Raw genomic sequence first — 20,592 nt, forward strand, 5'->3', positions numbered from 1 at the left:
GAATGAGACAATTCGGGTTGCAAATTTATTTATTATTAAAAAACAACCTCTAAATTTAATTTCTCAGGTTCTTTTATATATTCATTAAAAGGATATTCAATAGTAACAGTTTTTCTATCTTCAGAAAACATAGCTGAAGTATTCGATACTTTTTTTACCGGTTTAGGGAAATGATACTTTATTATGTACTTAGACGATTCATAAATCATTTTATAAGAAGCCGCAGCCGAATCGTTTTCTAGTTTTCTCAAAGCTTCTTTATCAACAGTCGCTTTACGAGAAAACTTTTTACCGTTGTAAGTATAATTTATTTTTGCCGCACTGGAACCAAATCCACCCATATCCCCCATTGGGTTTCCTTTTGCCTGACCTTTATTCATTTTTTGAAGTTCCGACATACTTGACATTACTTCCTGCAATTCTGCAACCGATTTAAAATCGGTATTCATGGCAAACAAAAATTGTTTTGTATCAAAATTCATCTTCATGCGCATATTGAACTTTTCAAGACTTTTAATTTTAGCTTGTTCTTCTTTGGGAAGTTTTGCTATACTATCTTTTTGAGCAGCAAATATTTCTTTAAATGAAAACACAGAATCTATATTCTTTTCTTGCTTCAAAGAATCTTTTGGCATCATAGCCATAATACTTGAACCATCCATATCAAGATTGTATTTTCCGGTTCCATCAGGATTTATAGTTATTTCTTCAGTAAAAGTACAACTGGTTAAAACAATTAATAAGGAGAATAATAAGAGTATTTTTTTCATGTAAATTTAGTTTTGTCAAAGATAAGCATTCTGCACCCCAAATCACAAAAATCAAAATCTAAATATTTCACAAGATTAAGCCATAACGTTAAACCTAAACTTTTGAACTTGAAGCAAAATAAATTATCTTTGCACCCTTAAAAATAATTGCTATGCAACTTTCGGAACAAGAAATCATTAGAAGAGACAAGCTGAACGCTTTGCGTGAACTGGGCATTAACCCTTATCCTGCCAACTTATATCCTGTTGACCATACATCAAAAAAGGCGAAGGAAAACTTCGAAGAAGGCAAGAAGGTGGTTGTAGCTGGACGTATCATGAGTATGCGCGATCAAGGGAAAGCTTGTTTTGCCGAATTGCAAGATAGTGAAGGAAGAATTCAGTTATACTTAAATAGAGATGTTATCTGTCCAGGCGATGACAAAACATTATACAATCAGGTTTTTAGAAAACTAACAGACCTTGGGGACTTCATAGGTGTTGAAGGCGAATTATTCACTACTCAAGTAGGAGCAAAATGTGTACGTGTATCAAATTTTACTTTTTTAAGCAAAACATTACGTCCATTACCTTTACCAAAAACTGATGAAGAAGGTAAAGTATTTGATGCTTTCGTGGATCCAGAGCTACGTTACCGTATGCGTTACGTAGATTTAGTGGTAAATCCTCAGGTGAAAGAAGTTTTCATGAAGAGAACCAAATTGTTCACCGCTATGCGTACGTTTTTTAACGAAGCAGGTTATATGGAGGTAGAAACTCCGGTTTTACAATCGATTCCAGGTGGTGCAGCGGCTCGCCCGTTTATCACGCATCATAATAGCTTAGACATTCCATTGTACATGAGAATCGCGAACGAATTATATCTAAAAAGATTAATCGTAGGTGGTTTTGACGGAGTTTACGAATTTTCGAAAAATTTCCGTAACGAAGGAATGGACAGAACCCACAATCCAGAATTTACCGCTATGGAAATTTATGTAGCCTACAAAGACTACAACTGGATGATGACTATGACCGAAAATTTACTAGAATATTGTGCATTACAGGTTAATGGTACTACTGAAGCTACTTTTGGAGAACACAAAGTTGACTTTAAAGCACCATATGCTCGTGTAACTATGACTGACGCTATCAAACAATTCACAGGTTTTGATATTACTGGAAAAACCGAAGCAGAATTATTTGAAGCGGCAAAATCAATGGGAATTGAGGTTAACGAAACCATGGGTAAAGGAAAATTGATTGATGAAATTTTTGGTGAGAAATGTGAAGGAAACTTCATCCAGCCAACCTTCATTACCGATTATCCAAAAGAAATGTCTCCATTGTGTAAATCACACCGTGACAACCCAGAATTAACAGAACGTTTTGAATTGATGGTTTGTGGAAAAGAAATTGCCAATGCTTATTCAGAATTAAATGATCCAATAGATCAAAGAGAACGTTTTGAAGCACAGATGGCTTTAGCAGCTAAAGGAGATGACGAAGCTAACGGAATTATTGACGAAGATTTCTTACGTGCTTTAGAATATGGTATGCCTCCAACCTCAGGTTTAGGAATTGGAATGGACAGATTAATCATGTTTTTAACCAACAATGCTTCTATTCAAGAAGTATTATTCTTCCCGCAAATGCGTCCGGAGAAAAAAGGACCAGAATTAACCGAAGATGAAAAATTTATTATCGATTTGTTAAAAGCTGAGAACAATCAATCCCTTGCTACACTAAAAGAAAAATCAGCTTTAAGTGGTAAAAAATGGGATGCAGCCATGAAAGGATTAAGCAAACATGGCTTAACAAAAGTGGTTGTGGATGGTGATAATAAAACAGTGGTTTTGAATTAACAATCCCTCAAATCATAATATAAAAAAAGGAACTCTATCGAGTTCCTTTTTTTATTTCTTAAATAACAATCGCATACCCAATATCGCGGATATAAACAATCCGATAGCTGCTAAAGTCATGACTAAATCTCTAATGGTTTTTCCTGCCCAATCCATCCACAAAAATTTATGAAAAAAGGCAAAGCTATACCCTTCTGCTCTATCTGAGTTTTTCACAACAGCCGCAATTCGTGAAGCATCTGTCGCTACAAAATAAGTTGTTTCTTCAGGAGTATCATACGCTAATTTAACAACCGGTAAACGTTTATTGACAAAACCGTATTCCCGATTATCAAACTCAGTCAATACTTTTGTTTCGAGCAATGGAGCTGCTTTGATACTACATTTTTTTTCTTCTGAAAATGAATCAGATTCACAGCATGAAGCAGTAGAATTACCTCCATCAAAATAATTGGCTAAAAATTTGGCATACTTAAAATCCATCTCTTTGTCCAAAACATTTGTTGCAGCATTTATATACACAACATCCGCAACTGGAGCCACTTTCTTTTTCCATTTCTCTTCTGCTAAAGGAGCATGTTCTGTTTCATCGGCCTTCAATTCACATCGATAATACACGGAATCCTGAAATTGAATCAAACTTATATTTAAGAGTTTCTTTTGGTCAACCGCTATATTTTGATTGGACAATTTAATTTTATCCATTTTTAAATCCGGTTGATAGACCATTTCCTGAAGCGGTACAGGATTCCATTTTTTGGTTAAATGATAGACTCCACTAAAAGCAAAACCAATACAAAAGATTGAAAAAGCCAAGCCATATTTACGGTGACTTATTCTTTTGTTGTTTGTATGATTCGGTTGTATTTTTTTAAATTGTTTCCAGAAAAAACCATAAATGAGTAATCCCGAAATGGCCGACAGCAAAATAATTCCTAACAAAACCGTCAGAATCACAATCCGTACCGAATTAGTAGCAATGGCATCTAAAAAAGACCAATTGTGAAACGTATCAAAAAACCAAATAAAAGCTTGTCTAGATACCGGATTGAAAGTCGCTAGTTTACTTGAACCCGTTTCTACATAAACCTGCATTTTGTCTGGACGGTCAAATACTACTTTATAAACCGGCAAATAACGGTTTATGTATTTGTATTGTGAATCAAATTGAGTCAACAAAGTGGTTTTTACAATTTTACTTTGATGATCGTCTAGAAAATAACGCGCTAACCAATGCGCATAGATGACATCGCCGTTATTTATTTTTTTGGTGGTTGAGGCATCAAAATAATCTATCTTTTCATTGCTCCATTTAACTTGATAAAACCAATTTCCATCCATTTCTACCAATCGGAAATTTTTAAAAGTATCTATTTTATTAACTTTTAAAATCTCCTGAATGGAAAAGGTAACTTTGACCGAATCGACAACTTTAGGCTCTACAAATTCCTTTTTGATTTCCGGTTTAAAAAAATGCGCCATAAAAGGATGCATAATTCCAGACAAGCACCATAAAACAACTGGCACAAGCGTTATCATGGCGAAGAATCTATGCCATTTATACACTCTTTGTTTTGTCTTTTTTTCTATTTTTTCTAAAAGTGATTTTTCTTTTTTCATACTCATAATGTCAAATCATATTGTAACCCAAAAACGAAAGTTCTCGGTGCTGCGGCTGTGTAAGTAGGTTGCGAAGTACTTGTATTTCCTCGAGTCACGTTATAGGCATACAGTTTATTGGTAAAATTCATCACATTCAAATAAGCTTCAATTCCTTTTATCTTGTAAGCCACCCTACCATTAAAAACATTATAACCCTCATATTTCACCATATTTACCTGATCTTGATACCAACTGGAAACATATTGCCACTCGGCAGCAATTCTAAAATTAGGAAGCCATTTGGGATAGTAACTCACTTCTGAATTACCTACCCATTTGGGAGCAGAAGGCATTTCTTTTCCGTTTAAATTTTTAACAGGATCGCTAGCCTTTTCGGAGATTTCAAAATCAATAAAAGTATGTTGTGCAGCCGTTCCTCCTACTCTTAGATTAAATTGTTGAGACGGTTTATAATTGACCGCAAATTCAACTCCTTTGTGACGCGTTTTTCCCGCCGAACGATAATCAAAAGAATTGTCTGGCTGACGGATGTTCAACAGTTCATTTTCACCATCCATGTAATATAGAGCATATTCAAAATTCCATTTTCTATCAAAAAAGGACAACCATCCACCCACTTCATAATTGTTAAACGTTGCCTCTTTAAGATTGTAATAAAATTCGGCTGGAACTCCTGTTGTCCCTCCAGTTCCCGGTTTTAATCGAAAAATAGACGTTACTCCTGGCGGCGCGAAACCTTGTGCATAATTAGCATAAAAACCTGCAGTTTTAAACGGATTATAATTAGTACCTGCTTTAAATGTAAATTGACCGAAATCTTTTTTACCCGACGAATTAGCCAAAGTATTATTATAATCAATATTCATTTGATCAAATCGTCCGCCCACAGTCACAACCAGCTTTTCTATAGGCTTCACACTCACTTGGGTAAAACCTGCATAATTATAAATAGTCCCATTATATTCCGATAATTTGATATCGGGTCTTTCTGCCAGTAGTTCATAGTAATTAACCGTTTGTCCCCCAGGATTTAAATTCGCTTTCAAATCAATTTGATACGCCCAATAATCAATGGGAGAACGATCAAACAAACCGCCTGCTACAAGAGTAGTATTTAAAAAATCGAATTTCTGATTGTGCTGTACCAGTAAGCCGTAACTTTTGAAGTTATTCGAATTAATTTCTCCCGTAGCAGTGCTTTCACCAGGTTTCCATTTAATAGCATAAGAAGGATTTTGACCCAATTTATTATCACGCAAAAAAGCAGTAACCGAGGTGGCCTTATCTTGTCCCCAACAATGCTCATACATTAATTTGGTTCTAAGCGCATCCGACTTACGGTAAGTGAAATCCGTCTGACTTTTATAAGATCTATTGTTAAAATCGTTTTCATTTACAGTACCAGACATGTCCGAATAATACTTCCCGTAAAAAACTGTCGCGACAATTTTATCATTCGCAGAAAAAGTATAATCCAATCGGGCATTAATATTATTTTTATCATAATCGGAAAAAGTCATCCATGAATTTCGCTGAAGAGACGTCAAACCAGCCATATGAAAACCAAATTTCCCGACAGTTCCCGAAGCCATCGTTTGAAAACGATGATATCCCCACTGATCTGCTTGATATCCTATCTTGATTTGATTTCTATCAGAAGGTTTTTTAGAAATTAAATTCACGGCACCACCCACTGCTTCGGGTCCGTATAAAGAAGAAACCGGTCCTTTAACCACTTCAATATTTTGTAAATTAAACTGGTTGATTTCCAACAGGGCATTGTGGTTAAAAACCCCCATCGGGCGGATAGGCAATCCGTCTTCCAAATACAAATAATACGAGTTGGTTGTCATGGGTTGGCGAATAGCCATCATGTGCTGCTCGTTTCCTAAATTGGTCATTAAAACTCCAGGTGTTTTATTCACAATCTCATAAACTGCAGCTGCTTTGGTTTCGCTAATTTGCTTCTCAGAAAGCTTGGTAATAGAGACCGGAGTTTCTGTTTTTCGGGTCAAAGTACGATTGGAAGTAATTACTACATCATCCAGCAATTTGACACATAACGAATCTGTTTTTTTGTTTTGTCCATAGGACATTTGCCCTAACACCATTAAGGCAAGGAATATTTTTTTCATTAGTAAAGTTTAAGCAATTACATTATAGCTCATTGACTTATGTCAACAAGAAATCAATCTGTTTTTGTAACAGATTCAAAAACGCAATCAAAAACTAAACTGTGGGAGGGTGAAATACCGAAGTAAGTTGACAGAAATGGTATAAATTAGAATAATGAGAAATTGGTTCTTTGGAAGTTGGCCAATACTCATTTTCTAAATCATAAGAAACTAAGGGTTGAAAAAATAAAATTTCCGATTCGGTGTGAACCGTCTTTTTGTCTGATGAAATGGGTTTTTCATCTTCAGCGGCTTTTGCCATTTCTTTCATCAAATGACATTTACCGTTACATTTCATTTCAGGTTTGTCTTTGTTTTCACAAAGCACTTTTGAAATATATTCATAATTTAAAGCATATTCTAAAACCGGAAATAAGGGCTTTAAAAAAAACAGTAAGGCGATTATGAATAGTATCTTTTTCACACTACAAAGATATCTTTTATTAACGTCAAAAAAATATGATTTTAATCATAAATACATTTTACTCACAACAATTAAATTTGTTTTCCTTAAATTAGGTTCTACAAACAAACAGGACTAAATTAAAAAAATGCAAATAGATATTGATATCTTATTTACTTGGGGTGCTGTAGCCAAAAAATACAAAAAAAACGAAGTTATTTTTTGTGAGAGTGAAAGTGCTCTTTTTTACTATCAAGTAATTGAAGGAACTGTTCGAATGTATAATGCTAACGAGGAGGGCAAAGAATTCACCCAGGGGTATTTTTCTATTGGTCAGAGTTTTGGAGAGCCTCCATTGTTTACCGATTGTAAATATCCTTCTACAGCGATTTGTATCCAGGATTGTACTATTTTAAAACTTTCAAAAGATAAGTTTTTAAAAATTCTGGACGATTATCCTTATTTACAAAAAGAGTTTTTAAAACTCATGTGCTTGAGGATTTTATCCAAATCAAATACTACAAAAGACATTGTCAATCAGAAACCGGAACATCGCATTGTGTCTTTTTTAAATTCGGTAAAGTCTGAAAAAAATTGCACAGAAAAATTAATCATTCCTTTTACACGACAAGAAATTGCCAATTTCACTGGTTTACGGGTAGAAACAGTTATAAGATCTTGTAGCAAACTAAAAGAAGAAAAAATAATTGATATCATAGACCATAAAATTTATTATTGATGACAAAATCTATTCAATTCTGGATTAAATTTTCACTGTTAAATCTACTTATTGTAGCGTTATTTGGATTATTAATGCGCTACAAAATAGGGTTTGAATTTCCGTATTTGAATCAGAAAAATTTGCAACACGCCCATTCCCATTTTGCTTTTGCCGGATGGATTAGTCACTCCTTAATGTGTTTCATGATTTATTTTTTAGAAAAGAACAACCTTCTAAAACACCCAAAAACATACCAGCGTATCATTATTTCAAACTTGTTGTGCTCCTATGGCATGTTAGTTTTTTTTACTTTTCAAGGCTATGCATTTGCTTCCATACTCTTTTCAACTTTATCTATAGTCGTTGCTTACGTTTTTGCTTATGTCTTTTGGAAGAATGTAAAAACCGTCGAATTCAATACTATAGTCAAAAATTGGTTTAAAGCAGGTTTGGTTTTTAATGTTTTATCCTCATTAGGCACTTTTTATTTGGCTTACATGATGGCTTCAAAAGACATTCATGAAAAACAATATTTGGCCTCCATCTATTTTTACCTTCATTTTCAATACAACGGATGGTTCTCATTTATTGTCTTAGGTCTTTTTCATGATTATTTTAAGCTAAATCAGCAGAAGTATGTAAAAATATTCTGGTTGTTTTGTATCGCTTGTATTCCAACCTATTTTTTATCAACCTTGTGGCTTGAACTTCCTATTTGGATTTATAGCTTAACTATCGCGGGAGCCATTATTCAAACCTATGCCTGGTTTAGATTTGTTTATTATTTCATTCAGGATAAAAGAAATGATTTACATCAAATTCCTTTCTTCTTACGTTATATTTTACTCTTTATAGGCTTTGCCATGAGTGTAAAATTACTTTTGCAACTAGGCTCTACCGTTCCTTCTGTCAGCAAGCTTGCTTTCGGTTTTAGACCTATCGTAATCGCTTATTTGCATTTGGTTTTATTGGCAATTATTAGTTTATCTATTTTGTTCTACGGGTATTCTACACAATTAATCCGAAATAATAAAGCAATCAAATTGGGCATTCTTATTTTCACTGTTGGGGTAATCGTCAACGAATTAATTCTTGCCGTGCAAGGGATTGCTTCGTTTAGCTACACCTTGATTCCGTATGTTGACAAAATGCTTTTTGGAGCCGCTATTATTTTGGTAAGCGGAATAGGAATAACTGCATTTTCCTCAATCAAAGAAGAATAAAATCCTTTTTGTGATTTAAGTCATAAATTTTTGATTTACAAAGCAATACTTTAGCCTTGTATTTTAAAAATGTTCATTATGAAACGATTTTTTCCCATTGTGTTACTATCCGGGTTGTTATTAGTAACCACCAACTGCAAAAAAAATGAAGAAGGCTCTAGCGATTCCTCTTCAAGCACGATTACAGAAACAGCTGGTCAGTCTGGAGTGGTTGACGATACCTCATCACCCAATATTGTACAAACAGCTATTGGAAGTAAAGACCATTCTACACTGGTAACAGCAGTAAAAGCAGCCGATTTAGTGGATGCTCTCAGCAACGCTGGTCCTTTTACCGTTTTTGCACCAACCAATGCCGCTTTTGAAAAATTGCCTGCTGGTAACGTTGAAGGCTTATTAAAACCAGAAAAAAAAGAGGATCTGAAAAACATTTTAGGCTATCATACTTATGTAGGTTCGCTAAAAACAGATTATATGCAAGATGGTCAAGAATTTGATATGGTTTTTGGCGGCAAAGTAAAAATTACTAAAAAAGGAGACAAAACCTTTGTAAATGGTTCAGAAATTACTGGATCTATAGAAACTTCTAATGGTATCATTCATGTGATAAACGATGTTTTGTTACCAAAATAATAGTTGTTGATTTTATTTTTCTATAAAAGGGGAAAGGCGTGATTAATTACTTAATCACGCTTTTTTTATGCTTCTAATGATTTTTGCATCATGGCTACTGATATGTTAAAAGCTCTTTCTTTTATTAAATCGGCTTTTTCCCCTACGAACAACTCATCAACAGTAGTATTAAAAAGTTTATTCCAATGTTGAAAATGTTTGGTGTTCATCGGGCTTTTTTTGTGAAGTTCTTTATGAACGACCATTGGATTCCCGTTATAGTTACCTTTGTAAAACAATATATTTTCCCAAAAATCATACATTTTAGGCAGATGAACCTCCCAATTTACATGGGCAACATCGGTAAAAATATAACCTATAACCGCATCTATTTTCACTTTTTTATAAAAAGCATCCACTAGCTTGATAATATCGTTGCGGTTTTTAATATCTGTTTTCATGTTTTTTATTTTTACTTTCAAAAAGCAAACACAAATTATTTCTCTCTTTCTTTTTCATTACAAATCTTTTGTCTTGAATTTTCGCAAAGAAATCAAAAAGGGCAAAATACCCCATAAGGCCAAAAGTGCAAACGAAACGAACAAACCCATCATCGTGCCAAAAAAGTCTTTAAAAATAGCTCCTGTGTACCCCATCATAGCCGAAGCATCCATGTGCAAAAGGATTTGAATCCGTGCCAAATCAATGGGACTCAACGCAGAAAGACCAACCATCATGTTTTCAATAGGATATTCGGATAACTGGAATAATAAAAAGAGTACAATTCCGTCAAAAAGCAGTGCAAAATACAACCATATCATAATGGCGATTCCAATGCCTTTTGCTTTGTCCCTTGTCATGATAGACGCCAGAAAAGCTAAAGCCACAAAAACGATTGTCACTAAGCATCCTACGACGAGCATCATGAATCCCAACATGTCAAACGAATAGATAAATAGAGGAATACCAGCACCTATAAGAAATGCGACCACAAGCGAAAGGGATAAAGCAGCGAACAAACTCTGCCATATTTTTTTTCGTTGAATGGGCTGACTCAGCATGAGTTCAATAAACTCAAAACTATTGTAAATGTAAATCGTAGAAAAAAGAACCGCTACTAAAGGAATGGTGAATAAAATCACATTCAAAATCGTCAACATTCCTTTTGAGGTGTTGTCTTCCAACAAAAAAGAACTCCATGACAAAACTGCTAAAATTAAAGTATAAGTCACTACAATTTTATTCTTCAAAATATCAAAAAGTATGATTTTAATTAGTTTGTTCATTACTGTTTGTTTTTAAAATTTTAGCTATTGCATTAGAGATTTTATGCTCTTTTGTTTCTTCTTTCAACTCTTCAATTTTTTTATGGAATATGAGTTCTCCATCCTGCATAAAAATTATTTCGGTGATTAAATCATCCAATTCGCTTAATAAGTGCGAGGTAATTAAAATCAGTTTGCCTTTTTGTTTTTCTTTTATAATTTTTTGCTTTAAAACTTCCGAAGCAAGAGGATCGAGTCCTGCTGTTGGCTCGTCCAAAATCAACACATCAGGATTGAACAAAAAAGCCAAAACCGCACTTACTTTTTGAGTAGTACCTCCTGACAAAGTCCGCATGGGTTTATCGAACATTTTCTCCAATCCAAATTGTTCAATCAAATCGGTATCCAAAGAAGCGTCATGGTTTCTTACTTTTTTAATCATTTCGATAATCTGTCCAATGGTCATATAATCAGGATAGCGCCCTATTTGCGGCATATAACCAATTTTATCCCGATATAAAAACTGCCCAGCAACCGACTGACTATCAAACAAAATCTCTCCTTTGTCTGGTATCACCATTCCTAAAACCGATTTTATTAAAGTGGTCTTACCACATCCGTTTGGACCAATTAAAGCGATACATTCCCCTTTGTTACAGGTTAAATTGATTGCTTTTAAAACTTCTTGTTTCCCGAATTTTTTATTTAATTGCTTAATTTCTATCATAGTGGCATTATCTTCATCAAGGGCGTTTTGTCTTCAAAATTATCAGGCGTGATACTGGGCAGTACTTTTTCTGATTTGTCTAAAAGCGTTATCATAAAACTTCGGTACAAAAGCATGGCCGAAGGAGTATTTTCGGTTAAAACCGCAAAAAGACTCAGCGGATGATAAGGCACATCTCCTATTCCGTCTTTATTCAAGTCATAACCTTCATATTTATCCCAATAATTTGAATTGAACGTATTTAAAACCAAACTTCCGTTGGTACTGATATCGAATGTGTTTTTAACAAAATTATTGGCCGTCACTTCATTATCCATACAACTTGCCTGAATTTTCATACCCCAACCATTGGCTTCAAAAACATTTTTTTCAACCTTTACTCTGGTAGTTCCTTCCATGTAAATTCCGGAAGTATTTTGTGAAAATTTATTATTAAAAATATAACTGTCCGAAATTTCTTTTAACAGCAATCCGTAAGCAGAATCACCCCAATTTTCCTGAAAGTAATTATTAAACATTTTGACATTTTTTGTAAACATTACCGCAACTCCTGCCCCGTTGTGGGCAAAAATATTAGTGATATACGAATCGTCATTGGAAAACATAAAATGCAAACCATAACGAACATTATGTGTAGAACTATTCCTCCAGATAACCGAATTGGTCACAAACTCAAAATAGATTCCATCCCGATGGCCTTTAATTTTGTTCCCGATAATTTTCAGGTTAGTACTTTTCCAACAGTGAATTCCGTTTCCTATTAGCTGTTCCTGCGTCCCATTAGATACGATCACATTTCCTTTTACCATGCAATCATTTCCGTTTTGAATGTAAATTCCGAAAAAATTATCCAGCACTTTATTATTTATAATCTGCACGTTTGACTGATTGTAAACTTTTACAGCACAAGGATCATCAAGAGCTGCATGACCTGAATTGACAAGTTTAAATCCTTGAACCATTACATTGCTCGCCTTGACGGAAAGAACTTCGAATTTTTTTTGTCCATCTAAAATAGGATAACCAATTCCTAAGAAAACTATTGATTTATCGATAATAATATTTCCTTCTTTATAGATTCCTGGATGTACATAAAGCGTATCGTTATTTTTGGCAAGGGCAATTCCTTGTTTTATCGATTGGATCTCCTGTTTTTTTCCAACATGAATGGTTCTACAAGAGACCATTTGAAAACAAAAAGCAAAAAATAGTATTAAAAATAGCCGCATTAATAAGAGTCTTTTAAATCGTTCCAAGAAACGATAGTCGCTTTTAACGAATTGTTTTGTGTTTTTGCTTCTTCCAATGTTGCAAAAGCAATTATTTTGCTATTCATTGGACTTTGAATAGTCCCTCCTTGCAAGAAAACAGATTGTTCCGCCCGAATAAGCTCATTTGTTTTTGAAAAATCATTTACAAAATAGTCTTTTATTTTGGTTTCATTATTTTCTTTGGCATAGCGAATCATACACCCAATATCGTCAAACTTGTAAACTCTTCCTTTTTGGGTCACAATCTCCGCACCATGTTTTCCGCTGGAAATGTTCATTTTACAAAAATCACAACTGTCAATATTCAACTTTAACGGTTGAGGACCTGAAGGATGGCAAGACCCTAGAAGAATAGTTACTAATGCAAGCAAAACTTTTTTCATACCAATTTATATGATTAATGATAAATCTAAGCTTAATTCTGCTGTTTTGATTTTCCAGCTTTAAATTCTTTGAATACTATGAATCCTAATAATAAAAAGGCTAAGGCTAGCATCCATCCTCCAATATCTGGAATAGAATAGGCCGCAAAATTCAAAAGCTGTTTGTATCCTATTAATGGAGGCTGATAGGCCATTCCTGGTACTTTTATCGCTGCATCAGGATTTAAATTGTGTCCGTATTCATAATTCCATCGGTAAAAATCTATGGCAGCCAAGACGATAAATAAAAAATACACACCTAAAAATCCCAAAACTGCTTTAGGCTTAGACACAAATATTAAAAGTAAGGAAATCAAGGCAAATCCAATGAAGACATAAGGCAATACCTTAAACTCTACAAAGTTTTCGGTATGCAAGGTTGCCATTCCTATATAGTGATTCAATCCGTTAATAATATCGACATCGCCACCAATTTTGTTGGCATGCAATTTTAAAACCAATCCTTCAGGATATTGAGGCGCTTCTAATTCTATCTGCCACATTGGAACGAGCAAAGAAGCAGCGAAAAGGAGTGCCGTAACCAATAACAACCCTTTCGATAGTAAGGATAATGATGCTTTTTTCATTGGGCTTATTTTTTTGATTAATTAGTCTTTTGAATCCAAAAACTAAAATCTGTTTTTCATTTCATCGAAATGCTTTGAAAAGAAAGGGAACAACCAAAATTGTTCCCTTTAAAAAAATTATTTGGTTGCAGTTTGTTTAGGAAAATTTGTCCCAACACTAAATGATATAGGAACAGTACTTCCTGCTGGAGATACTCTCACATAACCTTGCATTTCTTGATGTAGCGCACTACAAAAATCAGTACAATACATTGGGTACATTCCTACTTTTTTAGGAATCCATTTTAAAGTAGTGGTTTCCCCTGGCATGATTAATAATTCACCATTGTCAGCTCCTTTAATAGCAAATCCGTGTGGTACATCCCAGTCCTGTTCTAAATTGGTAACATGGAAATACACTTCATCTCCTAATTTAATTCCTTCAATATTGTCTGGCGCAAAGTGAGAACGAACAGATGTCATGTACACATCTACCCTATTGCCTTTACGAATCACTTTTGCTTCTTTTTCTCCTTTGGTTGCAAAAGGATGGTGGTTGTCTTCAATTTTGTAGAATTTCAACTGACCATTATTTCTAATTAAATCGGCTGGTGCGGCTTGAGCATAATGAGGTTCCCCAATGGTTGGAAAATCCAAAATCATTTTCATTTTGTCACCACTGATATCAAATATCTGAGCAGATTGGGCTAATTCAGGTCCAGTAGGCAAATATCTATCTTTAGTAATTTTGTTGTAAGCTATTAAATATTTACCAAATGGTTTTTTGCTGTCTCCTCCAGGAATACACAAGTGACCCACAGAATAATAGGTAGGTACTCTGTCTAACACTTTTAAAGATTTGATGTCCCATTTTACTACTTCAGACGAAACGAAGAATGTCGTATATGCATTTCCTTTTCCGTCAAACTCCGTATGAAGCGGGCCTAAGCCTGGTTTTTGAACTTCACCGTGTAACGCTGCTTCGTATTTAATAACATTAATTCCACCGTAATCTCCTTCAAATTGTTTTTTATCGATAGCATTAATCATTTTATCAAAACTAAAGACAGGAATTAAAGCTGCTAATTTTCCAGAACCAACAATGTATTCACCTGTTGGATCAACGTCACAACCATGTGGCGATTTTGGACACGGAATCATATAACAAATATCTTTTAAAGCCGCCGCATCTAATACCACCACTTCATTTTTAATTTCTGAACTAGCCGAGTGTGTTTTTTCGTTCCAAGTGTTGTGTGCATATTTTACAACTTGTTTTTTTCCCTTACCTGCTTTTAGATATTCTTCAGCTTTTTTCCAGTTAACCGCCATGATAAAGTCTTTATCTCTTTGAGAAGCATTAACTTCTAACAAGGTATTTGCCTGTTCAGTATTATAACAAGAGAAGAAAAACCATCCGTGTGATTTGCCTTTTCCTGCATGTGAAAGGTCGAAATTAACTCCAGGCGTTACAATTTGGAATGCTAAATCCATTTGTCCTTCTTTACCGACTTTTACAAAACTGATATGCCCTTTAAAATTTTCTTTATAGGTATTAATTGGCACATCTCCGTTCGAATAATCACCTGGGACGCTGAAACGGGTTCCTGCTACTACATATTCTGTATTTTCGGTAATAAAAGGAGAAGAGTGATTTCCTCCACTATTAGGAAGCTCGATAATTTCAGCGGTTTTAAACGTTTTCAAATCGATTCGGGCAATACGCGGGGTATTATTGGCATTTCCAAAAACCCAACGTCCATCAACCTCACCATCAGTTTGAGACATTTCGGTGTGATGTAAATCATCCCAAGGCACAAATCCCTGTGAAGTATTTAACATAGGCTTGGTTTCCTCACTGTATCCCCATCCTTTTTCTGGATCTACCGAAAAAACTGGGATTACGCGAAACAATCTTCCGCTAGGTAAACCATACACACTTAGCTGACCGCTAAATCCGCCCGACACGAAATTATAGAATTCATCATATTTCCCTGGAGCTACGTATGCCTTTTCGGCATCCCCTTCTGCTGCACTACTAGAGTCTTTTGGTTTACAAGAAGTAAAAAAAGCACTCCCTATTGCAACAATGGTTGCAATTTTTATAAAACTATTTTTCATTTGATTTGATTTATTTTACACCGTCATTTTTTCTCATGTACTCTAGAATACTTCTAGCTTCATCATCATTTAACCCTTGGTTAGGCATACGCACCAAACAAATTTCTAGCTGAGCTTGTACTTGAGGATCTTTGTCAATCATTGGATCAGGATTTGTGATAAAGTTCATAATCCATTCTGGTTTTCTTCTTTCTGTAACACCTTTCCAACCTGGACCGACCAATTTCTCATCGGTAAGTTTGTGACAAGAGGCACATTTTACCCCTACCACTTTTTCTCCTTGAGAAGCCATAGCTTGGTCTAGAGAGGCTCCTAATTCAACTTTATCGAATTTTCCTTCACCACGGTGAGGATCATAGGTTGAAGCATTAGCTGATTCAGATTCTGCTCCTTCGGTTACATAGCCTTCTTCACTAGTTGGGTTTGAAGTATCTTCAACTGATTTTTCTTTTTTACCGCAAGAGAAAAACAATACAGAAACCAGTATTAACAATGATAATTTTTTCATGATATCAATTTTTTAAAAGTTACACATCAAATTTCATTGATTTTTAAGCGATTAAGTATGACTTGAATCATAATAAAGAAGAAATTTCACATTAATTAAACCTTTTTACTTTTTGAAAGTCCAAACTCTAAACTTTAAAAAATACAACATGAAAAATTTAGCCCTAGCCGCAATGGCAATTGTAACTTTTACCTTTTCAGGGATAGCACAAGAAAGAGAACCGAAAGGAGAAAAATTGTCTGTAGAACAACGCAATCAATTGCAATTGAAGAAAATGACAATGGATTTGGATTTAAACGACAATCAGCAAAAAGAAATGGCCAAACTCATTGCCGAGCAAAATGCTAAAAGAGAAGCTAAGATTGCGGAAATGAAAGCCAATAAAGATTCAAAAAAGGAGCTGACTGCTGATGAAAAATTTAAAATGAAAAACCAGATGCTAGATGCCCAAATTGAACATAAGGCTAAGATGAAAAAGATTTTGAATGACAAGCAGTTTGAAAAATGGGAAGCACATCAGGAAAAAAGACAAGACAAAATGAAAAGAATGAAAAGAGTCCATAAACAGAAAATGAAAAAAGCTGTAACTGAATAATTTTTTGGATTTTAAAAAAAAATGTATAGATTTGATTTCTATAAACTAATCTATTTATTTAATTATGAAAAAATTATTACAAATATTACTTTTTGTATTTGCTTTCACTATGAGTGCAAATGCTCAAGAAAAAAGACAATTAACTCCTGCTGAAAAGGCTAAACAAAATGTTTTTGAATTATCAAAAGCAATTGATACTAATGGTGATGATCAATTTTTTGTGAACATGAACAATTTATTTCTTGCTAAACATGAAGCTTTAGCTAAAGAAGGAATTACTGAAGGAGAAAAAAATGAGATTTATAAGAATATTGATATGAAAATGAGAGCAACTTTCTCTGAAAATCAAATCAAACAAATCATGCAACAACCTGGTTTATATGACAAATTGATTAAGAACTAAACTTCTTAATAAGATAAAATAAAAAATCCGCTTAAAAGCGGATTTTTTATTTTATGATAATGTTTTAGAAACTCTATCAATTGCTTCGATTGTAAAATCAAGATCTTCATAAGTCAATGCATCAGTAATAAACCAAGTCTCATAAGCAGAAGGTGCAATATAAACTCCTTCTTTTACTAATCCGTGAAAGAAATCTTTGAAACGTTGATTATCTCCATTTTTTGAAGTATTAAAATCATAAACTTCATCTTTATCAAAATGAACAGAAATCATCGAACCTACTCTATTTATAGTAAAATCAATATTATTTAATGTTAGTACTTTTCTGATTCCAACTTCTAAATAAGCTGTTTTTTGTTCTAATCTTTTAAAAATTTCAGTATCATGATTTAATTCAGTTAACATCGCTAACCCTGCAGCCATTGCTAAAGGGTTTCCTGACAATGTTCCTGCTTGATACACAGGTCCAAGAGGCGCTAAATAATTCATAATTTCATTACGAGCAGCGAAAGCACCAACTGGTAATCCGCCTCCAATAACTTTACCAAAACAAACAATATCTGCTTTGATGTTATAAAGTTCTTGTGCTCCTCCTTTTGCCAAACGGAAACCAGTCATTACTTCATCAAAAATTAACAAAGTTCCATTTGCTGTACAAAGTTCGCGCAACGACTCTAAAAAACCTTCTTTAGGAGGGATACAACCCATATTTCCCGCTACTGGTTCTATTATGATTGCAGCAATTTCGTTTTTATTGGCTTCTAATAATTCCTTAATATTTTGAATATCATTATAATTAGCCAATAGCGTATCTTTTGCTGTACCTTGTGTTACTCCGGGACTATTAGGTGAACCAAAAGTTATAGCTCCACTTCCTGCTTGGATTAAGAAAGAATCCGAATGACCATGATAACATCCTGCAAACTTGATAATTTTATCTCTTCCAGTAAATCCACGCGCCAAACGAATAGCACTCATACAAGCTTCTGTACCTGAATTGACAAAGCGAATTTTATCAATATTTGGCACCATAGAAACTGCTAATTCAGCTATTTTTGTTTCTATCTCTGTCGGCATTCCAAATGATGTTCCTAACTTGGCTTTTTCGACAACTGCATTAACTACTGGCTCATAAGCATGTCCTAAAATCATTGGCCCCCATGAGTTGATATAATCTATAAGTCGATTACTATCTTCATCAAAAAGATACGCTCCTTTAGCGCTTTTTACAAATATTGGTGTTCCTCCTACGTATTTAAATGCTCTTACTGGCGAATTTACTCCGCCTGGAATTACTTTCTCAGCTTCAGCGAATAGCTGACTACTTCTTTGATAAATCATTTATCCTGATATTTATATTTAGCTTCAATGGAAGCTGAAATTATGTTTATTATTTGCCTAAAATTATTTAACTATAAGTGTTTGTCCAATAGAAATTGCATTATCAGTTAAGTTATTTTTTACTTTTAGTGAATCTACTGATAAATTATATTTTCTTGAAATCGAGTATAATGTATCTCCTTGTTCAACTACGTGAGTTTGATCCATTGATGCTAGTTTTATTTCTGATTGGAGCTTTGACGGAGTTGAAACTGGTGAACTCATAATAGGAAAAAAATCTATCCCTAAAACTTCTGCATCATATTGATGCAAATTATATCTCTCAATTAAGCCAATGAGCTTTTCAGGATATTTAGGGTCTGTTGCATATCCTGATTTTTTTAATCCTCTAGCCCAACCTTTGTAATCATGCTTCTCTAACTTAAACAATGGCTGATACCAAGGTCTAGTGGTTAAAAACAACGAATGATCACGATATGATTCATACGCTTTTTCATATTTTCTAAAGCATTCTTGTGCGGCATCATCATCATGACGAACATATTCTCCAGTCCATTCCTTGTGACATTTTATTCCAAAATGATTGTTTGCCGTTCTGCATAAAACTCCTGTCCCTGCTCCTGACTCAAGAATCCCTTGGGCTAAAGTTATGCTGGCTGGCACACCATATTTTTGCATATCTTCTTTTGCTACGTCTTTAAAATCGTTAATGTAAGCCAAAACAACTTCTTTAGTAACTTTTATGTTTGATGTTGCAACTAAAATTTCATTTTGTGTTTTAGGCTGATCTATTTGGACAACAGGCTGCTCATTAACTACTTTTTTAGCAGGAGGAGTTACGCCTTTCTTTTTATGTGTAGTTTGTACAGTTTTTTTTGATTGCAGTTTTGACTTTGAAGAACCACAACCTATTATTACCAACAAAAATAAAATATAGACTACTTTATTCATTTACAATTATTTTATTCATTTTTCTCTTTTCGAGCAATTTATTCATTCCTTCAATCCCTTGTAATCCACCAGTATGAATCAAGAGTATTTTTCCATTTTTTGGAAAATAATTCCTATTTATCAAATCTAAAACACCAAAAAACATTTTTCCTGTATAAATTGGATCTAAAAAAATAGAAGTTTTTGTATAAAAATTATTTATAAAATCAATTAATTCTTCAGTCACTTTTCCATAACCTCCAAAATGATAATCAGTTATTAATTCCCAATTTTTATTATTTGCAAACTTACGAATTTCATCTTTTAAAAAATCTCCTTTTAATGCAGGAAAACCTATGACTTTTTGATGTGGTTTAGAAGAATCTATAATTCCCGAAATAGTTCCTCCAGTCCCAACAGCACAACATATATAATCAAACTCTACATCCCCTTGATTAAGAATTTCTTTACAACCTTTTACAGCTAAATCATTAGTTCCTCCTTCTGGTAAAACATAACAGCTACCGTATTTATTTTTTAAGTAATTTAAAAATTCATTCGAATCTTTTTTTCTATACTGATCTCTTGTTACAAACTCAAATTTCATCCCACATTGCTGGGCAAAATATAATGTTGGATTATTATTAATTTCTCTCCAAAGCTCATCTCCTCTTATAACTCCAACACAATTCAAACCATTTTCCTTACAGGCATAAGCTGTAGCAGCTATATGATTAGAATACGCCCCTCCAAAAGTAATCAATGTATCAAATAAACTTTCTTTAAAAAAGTCAATATTATACTTAAGTTTTCTGAATTTATTACCTGAAATAAAGGGATGTAACGAATCTTCTCTCTTTACCTGCAAAACAATTTGTCTATCAGTAATTGATGATATATTTTGATTTATAGAATCCATTACCACAAAAATACAAATAAAGATTTTAAACCTTCTACACCACTAGAAATTACAAGAAAAAAAACAAAATAAGAACAACATTTTGTTACAAAAAAGTTCTAAATCAAATCCTTAAATCTTTTAAGATTGAGAAAAAACTTACTTTTATAAAAAT

At 33.9% G+C, this 20,592-nt stretch carries 21 protein-coding genes; 6 read left to right on the forward strand and 15 right to left on the reverse strand.

Going from position 1 to position 20,592, the window contains the following annotated elements:
* Positions 1 to 35 precede the first annotated feature (35 nt).
* The gene (locus LJY17_RS08865; RefSeq protein WP_264543473.1) at positions 36 to 770 is read right to left on the reverse strand and encodes a lipoprotein; all 735 of its coding nucleotides are present in this window, start codon (positions 768 to 770) and stop codon (positions 36 to 38) included.
* A 152-nt stretch (positions 771 to 922) separates the two neighbouring features.
* Between LJY17_RS08865 and lysS the strand changes: the two genes are divergently transcribed.
* Entirely contained in the window at positions 923 to 2,614 is a 1,692-nt protein-coding gene (gene lysS / locus LJY17_RS08870; RefSeq protein ID WP_264543474.1) for a lysine--tRNA ligase, read from the forward strand.
* Positions 2,615 to 2,665: 51 nt separating this feature from the next.
* On the opposite strand, the gene LJY17_RS08875 is transcribed toward lysS, so the two are convergent.
* The 3 genes from LJY17_RS08875 to LJY17_RS08885 form a co-directional block, all read right to left on the reverse strand.
* On the reverse strand, positions 2,666 to 4,234 hold the full coding sequence (locus LJY17_RS08875) for a PepSY domain-containing protein (RefSeq protein WP_264543475.1): 1,569 nt from the start codon (positions 4,232 to 4,234) through the stop codon (positions 2,666 to 2,668).
* Positions 4,235 to 4,236: 2 nt separating this feature from the next.
* Positions 4,237 to 6,372, reverse strand: a complete 2,136-nt coding sequence (locus LJY17_RS08880; protein WP_264543476.1) for a TonB-dependent receptor — start codon at positions 6,370 to 6,372, stop codon at positions 4,237 to 4,239.
* A gap of 94 nt (positions 6,373 to 6,466) precedes the next feature.
* Complete coding sequence (locus tag LJY17_RS08885) at positions 6,467 to 6,835, reverse strand: hypothetical protein (protein WP_264543477.1); 369 nt, start codon at positions 6,833 to 6,835, stop codon at positions 6,467 to 6,469.
* 127 nt (positions 6,836 to 6,962) lie between these two features.
* Between LJY17_RS08885 and LJY17_RS08890 the strand changes: the two genes are divergently transcribed.
* The 3 genes from LJY17_RS08890 to LJY17_RS08900 all read left to right on the forward strand — a co-directional run bounded on the left by LJY17_RS08890 (position 6,963) and on the right by LJY17_RS08900 (position 9,391).
* Positions 6,963 to 7,553, forward strand: a complete 591-nt coding sequence (locus LJY17_RS08890; RefSeq protein ID WP_264543478.1) for a Crp/Fnr family transcriptional regulator — start codon at positions 6,963 to 6,965, stop codon at positions 7,551 to 7,553.
* Complete coding sequence (locus LJY17_RS08895; RefSeq protein WP_264543479.1) at positions 7,553 to 8,758, forward strand: hypothetical protein; 1,206 nt, start codon at positions 7,553 to 7,555, stop codon at positions 8,756 to 8,758. The genes LJY17_RS08890 and LJY17_RS08895 overlap by 1 nt, the downstream gene beginning before the upstream one ends.
* Before the next feature lie 78 nt (positions 8,759 to 8,836).
* Entirely contained in the window at positions 8,837 to 9,391 is a 555-nt protein-coding gene (locus LJY17_RS08900; RefSeq protein ID WP_264543480.1) for a fasciclin domain-containing protein, read from the forward strand.
* Between the two features lie 65 nt (positions 9,392 to 9,456).
* Here the strand turns inward: LJY17_RS08900 and LJY17_RS08905 are convergent, their stop codons facing one another.
* The 8 genes from LJY17_RS08905 to LJY17_RS08940 all read right to left on the reverse strand — a co-directional run bounded on the left by LJY17_RS08905 (position 9,457) and on the right by LJY17_RS08940 (position 16,250).
* Entirely contained in the window at positions 9,457 to 9,831 is a 375-nt protein-coding gene (locus tag LJY17_RS08905) for a group III truncated hemoglobin (RefSeq protein ID WP_264543481.1), read from the reverse strand.
* Positions 9,832 to 9,888: 57 nt separating this feature from the next.
* Positions 9,889 to 10,656 (reverse strand): ABC transporter permease, encoded by a 768-nt coding sequence (locus LJY17_RS08910; RefSeq protein ID WP_264543482.1) that lies wholly within the window; start codon positions 10,654 to 10,656, stop codon positions 9,889 to 9,891.
* Positions 10,640 to 11,362 carry an ABC transporter ATP-binding protein gene (locus LJY17_RS08915; protein WP_264543483.1) on the reverse strand — a complete coding sequence of 241 codons (723 nt, stop codon included), beginning with the start codon at positions 11,360 to 11,362 and terminating at the stop codon, positions 10,640 to 10,642. Before LJY17_RS08915 ends, LJY17_RS08910 begins: the two co-directional genes overlap by 17 nt.
* A complete protein-coding gene (locus LJY17_RS08920; RefSeq protein ID WP_264543484.1) occupies positions 11,359 to 12,549 on the reverse strand; it encodes a nitrous oxide reductase family maturation protein NosD in 1,191 nt (396 codons plus the stop codon). Before LJY17_RS08920 ends, LJY17_RS08915 begins: the two co-directional genes overlap by 4 nt.
* Before the next feature lie 41 nt (positions 12,550 to 12,590).
* Entirely contained in the window at positions 12,591 to 13,016 is a 426-nt protein-coding gene (locus tag LJY17_RS08925; protein WP_264543485.1) for a nitrous oxide reductase accessory protein NosL, read from the reverse strand.
* A 32-nt stretch (positions 13,017 to 13,048) separates the two neighbouring features.
* Positions 13,049 to 13,642 carry a hypothetical protein gene (locus LJY17_RS08930; protein WP_264543486.1) on the reverse strand — a complete coding sequence of 198 codons (594 nt, stop codon included), beginning with the start codon at positions 13,640 to 13,642 and terminating at the stop codon, positions 13,049 to 13,051.
* Positions 13,643 to 13,759: 117 nt separating this feature from the next.
* Entirely contained in the window at positions 13,760 to 15,742 is a 1,983-nt protein-coding gene (gene nosZ, locus LJY17_RS08935) for a Sec-dependent nitrous-oxide reductase (protein ID WP_264543487.1), read from the reverse strand.
* 10 nt (positions 15,743 to 15,752) lie between these two features.
* Positions 15,753 to 16,250, reverse strand: coding sequence for a c-type cytochrome (locus LJY17_RS08940; RefSeq protein ID WP_264543488.1), 498 nt, complete (start codon positions 16,248 to 16,250; stop codon positions 15,753 to 15,755).
* 148 nt (positions 16,251 to 16,398) lie between these two features.
* On the opposite strand from LJY17_RS08940, the gene LJY17_RS08945 reads away from it, so the two are divergent.
* Both LJY17_RS08945 and LJY17_RS08950 read left to right on the forward strand, forming a co-directional pair.
* Positions 16,399 to 16,845: a hypothetical protein gene (locus LJY17_RS08945; RefSeq protein WP_264543489.1), complete on the forward strand. Its 447-nt coding sequence runs from the start codon at positions 16,399 to 16,401 to the stop codon at positions 16,843 to 16,845.
* A 64-nt stretch (positions 16,846 to 16,909) separates the two neighbouring features.
* On the forward strand, positions 16,910 to 17,248 hold the full coding sequence (locus LJY17_RS08950; protein WP_264543490.1) for a hypothetical protein: 339 nt from the start codon (positions 16,910 to 16,912) through the stop codon (positions 17,246 to 17,248).
* 51 nt (positions 17,249 to 17,299) lie between these two features.
* On the opposite strand, the gene hemL is transcribed toward LJY17_RS08950, so the two are convergent.
* From hemL to LJY17_RS08965, 3 genes are all read right to left on the reverse strand, one after another.
* Positions 17,300 to 18,589 (reverse strand): glutamate-1-semialdehyde 2,1-aminomutase, encoded by a 1,290-nt coding sequence (hemL, locus tag LJY17_RS08955; RefSeq protein WP_264543491.1) that lies wholly within the window; start codon positions 18,587 to 18,589, stop codon positions 17,300 to 17,302.
* A 63-nt stretch (positions 18,590 to 18,652) separates the two neighbouring features.
* Positions 18,653 to 19,540: a glucosaminidase domain-containing protein gene (locus LJY17_RS08960; RefSeq protein WP_264543492.1), complete on the reverse strand. Its 888-nt coding sequence runs from the start codon at positions 19,538 to 19,540 to the stop codon at positions 18,653 to 18,655.
* Entirely contained in the window at positions 19,533 to 20,438 is a 906-nt protein-coding gene (locus LJY17_RS08965) for a 1-aminocyclopropane-1-carboxylate deaminase/D-cysteine desulfhydrase (RefSeq protein WP_264543493.1), read from the reverse strand. Before LJY17_RS08965 ends, LJY17_RS08960 begins: the two co-directional genes overlap by 8 nt.
* Between the last annotated feature and the right edge of the window lie 154 nt (positions 20,439 to 20,592).

It is taken from the genome of Flavobacterium hankyongi (assembly GCF_036840915.1).
In the GTDB taxonomy this organism is placed as follows: Bacteria; Bacteroidota; Bacteroidia; order Flavobacteriales; family Flavobacteriaceae; genus Flavobacterium; species Flavobacterium hankyongi.

Excerpts from the sequence above, each read along its gene's own strand:
- LJY17_RS08865 (WP_264543473.1), bottom strand. The coding sequence starts at position 770 with ATGAAAAAAATACTCTTATTATTCTCCTTATTAATTGTTTTAACCAGT.
- lysS (WP_264543474.1), top strand. The coding sequence starts at position 923 with ATGCAACTTTCGGAACAAGAAATCATTAGAAGAGACAAGCTGAACGCT.
- LJY17_RS08875 (WP_264543475.1), bottom strand. The coding sequence starts at position 4,234 with ATGAAAAAAGAAAAATCACTTTTAGAAAAAATAGAAAAAAAGACAAAA.
- LJY17_RS08880 (WP_264543476.1), bottom strand. The coding sequence starts at position 6,372 with ATGAAAAAAATATTCCTTGCCTTAATGGTGTTAGGGCAAATGTCCTAT.
- LJY17_RS08890 (WP_264543478.1), top strand. The coding sequence starts at position 6,963 with ATGCAAATAGATATTGATATCTTATTTACTTGGGGTGCTGTAGCCAAA.
- LJY17_RS08895 (WP_264543479.1), top strand. The coding sequence starts at position 7,553 with ATGACAAAATCTATTCAATTCTGGATTAAATTTTCACTGTTAAATCTA.
- LJY17_RS08900 (WP_264543480.1), top strand. The coding sequence starts at position 8,837 with ATGAAACGATTTTTTCCCATTGTGTTACTATCCGGGTTGTTATTAGTA.
- LJY17_RS08905 (WP_264543481.1), bottom strand. The coding sequence starts at position 9,831 with ATGAAAACAGATATTAAAAACCGCAACGATATTATCAAGCTAGTGGAT.
- LJY17_RS08910 (WP_264543482.1), bottom strand. The coding sequence starts at position 10,656 with ATGAACAAACTAATTAAAATCATACTTTTTGATATTTTGAAGAATAAA.
- LJY17_RS08915 (WP_264543483.1), bottom strand. The coding sequence starts at position 11,362 with ATGATAGAAATTAAGCAATTAAATAAAAAATTCGGGAAACAAGAAGTT.
- LJY17_RS08920 (WP_264543484.1), bottom strand. The coding sequence starts at position 12,549 with ATGGTCTCTTGTAGAACCATTCATGTTGGAAAAAAACAGGAGATCCAA.
- LJY17_RS08925 (WP_264543485.1), bottom strand. The coding sequence starts at position 13,016 with ATGAAAAAAGTTTTGCTTGCATTAGTAACTATTCTTCTAGGGTCTTGC.
- LJY17_RS08930 (WP_264543486.1), bottom strand. The coding sequence starts at position 13,642 with ATGAAAAAAGCATCATTATCCTTACTATCGAAAGGGTTGTTATTGGTT.
- nosZ (WP_264543487.1), bottom strand. The coding sequence starts at position 15,742 with ATGAAAAATAGTTTTATAAAAATTGCAACCATTGTTGCAATAGGGAGT.
- LJY17_RS08940 (WP_264543488.1), bottom strand. The coding sequence starts at position 16,250 with ATGAAAAAATTATCATTGTTAATACTGGTTTCTGTATTGTTTTTCTCT.
- LJY17_RS08945 (WP_264543489.1), top strand. The coding sequence starts at position 16,399 with ATGAAAAATTTAGCCCTAGCCGCAATGGCAATTGTAACTTTTACCTTT.
- LJY17_RS08950 (WP_264543490.1), top strand. The coding sequence starts at position 16,910 with ATGAAAAAATTATTACAAATATTACTTTTTGTATTTGCTTTCACTATG.
- hemL (WP_264543491.1), bottom strand. The coding sequence starts at position 18,589 with ATGATTTATCAAAGAAGTAGTCAGCTATTCGCTGAAGCTGAGAAAGTA.
- LJY17_RS08960 (WP_264543492.1), bottom strand. The coding sequence starts at position 19,540 with ATGAATAAAGTAGTCTATATTTTATTTTTGTTGGTAATAATAGGTTGT.
- LJY17_RS08965 (WP_264543493.1), bottom strand. The coding sequence starts at position 20,438 with ATGGATTCTATAAATCAAAATATATCATCAATTACTGATAGACAAATT.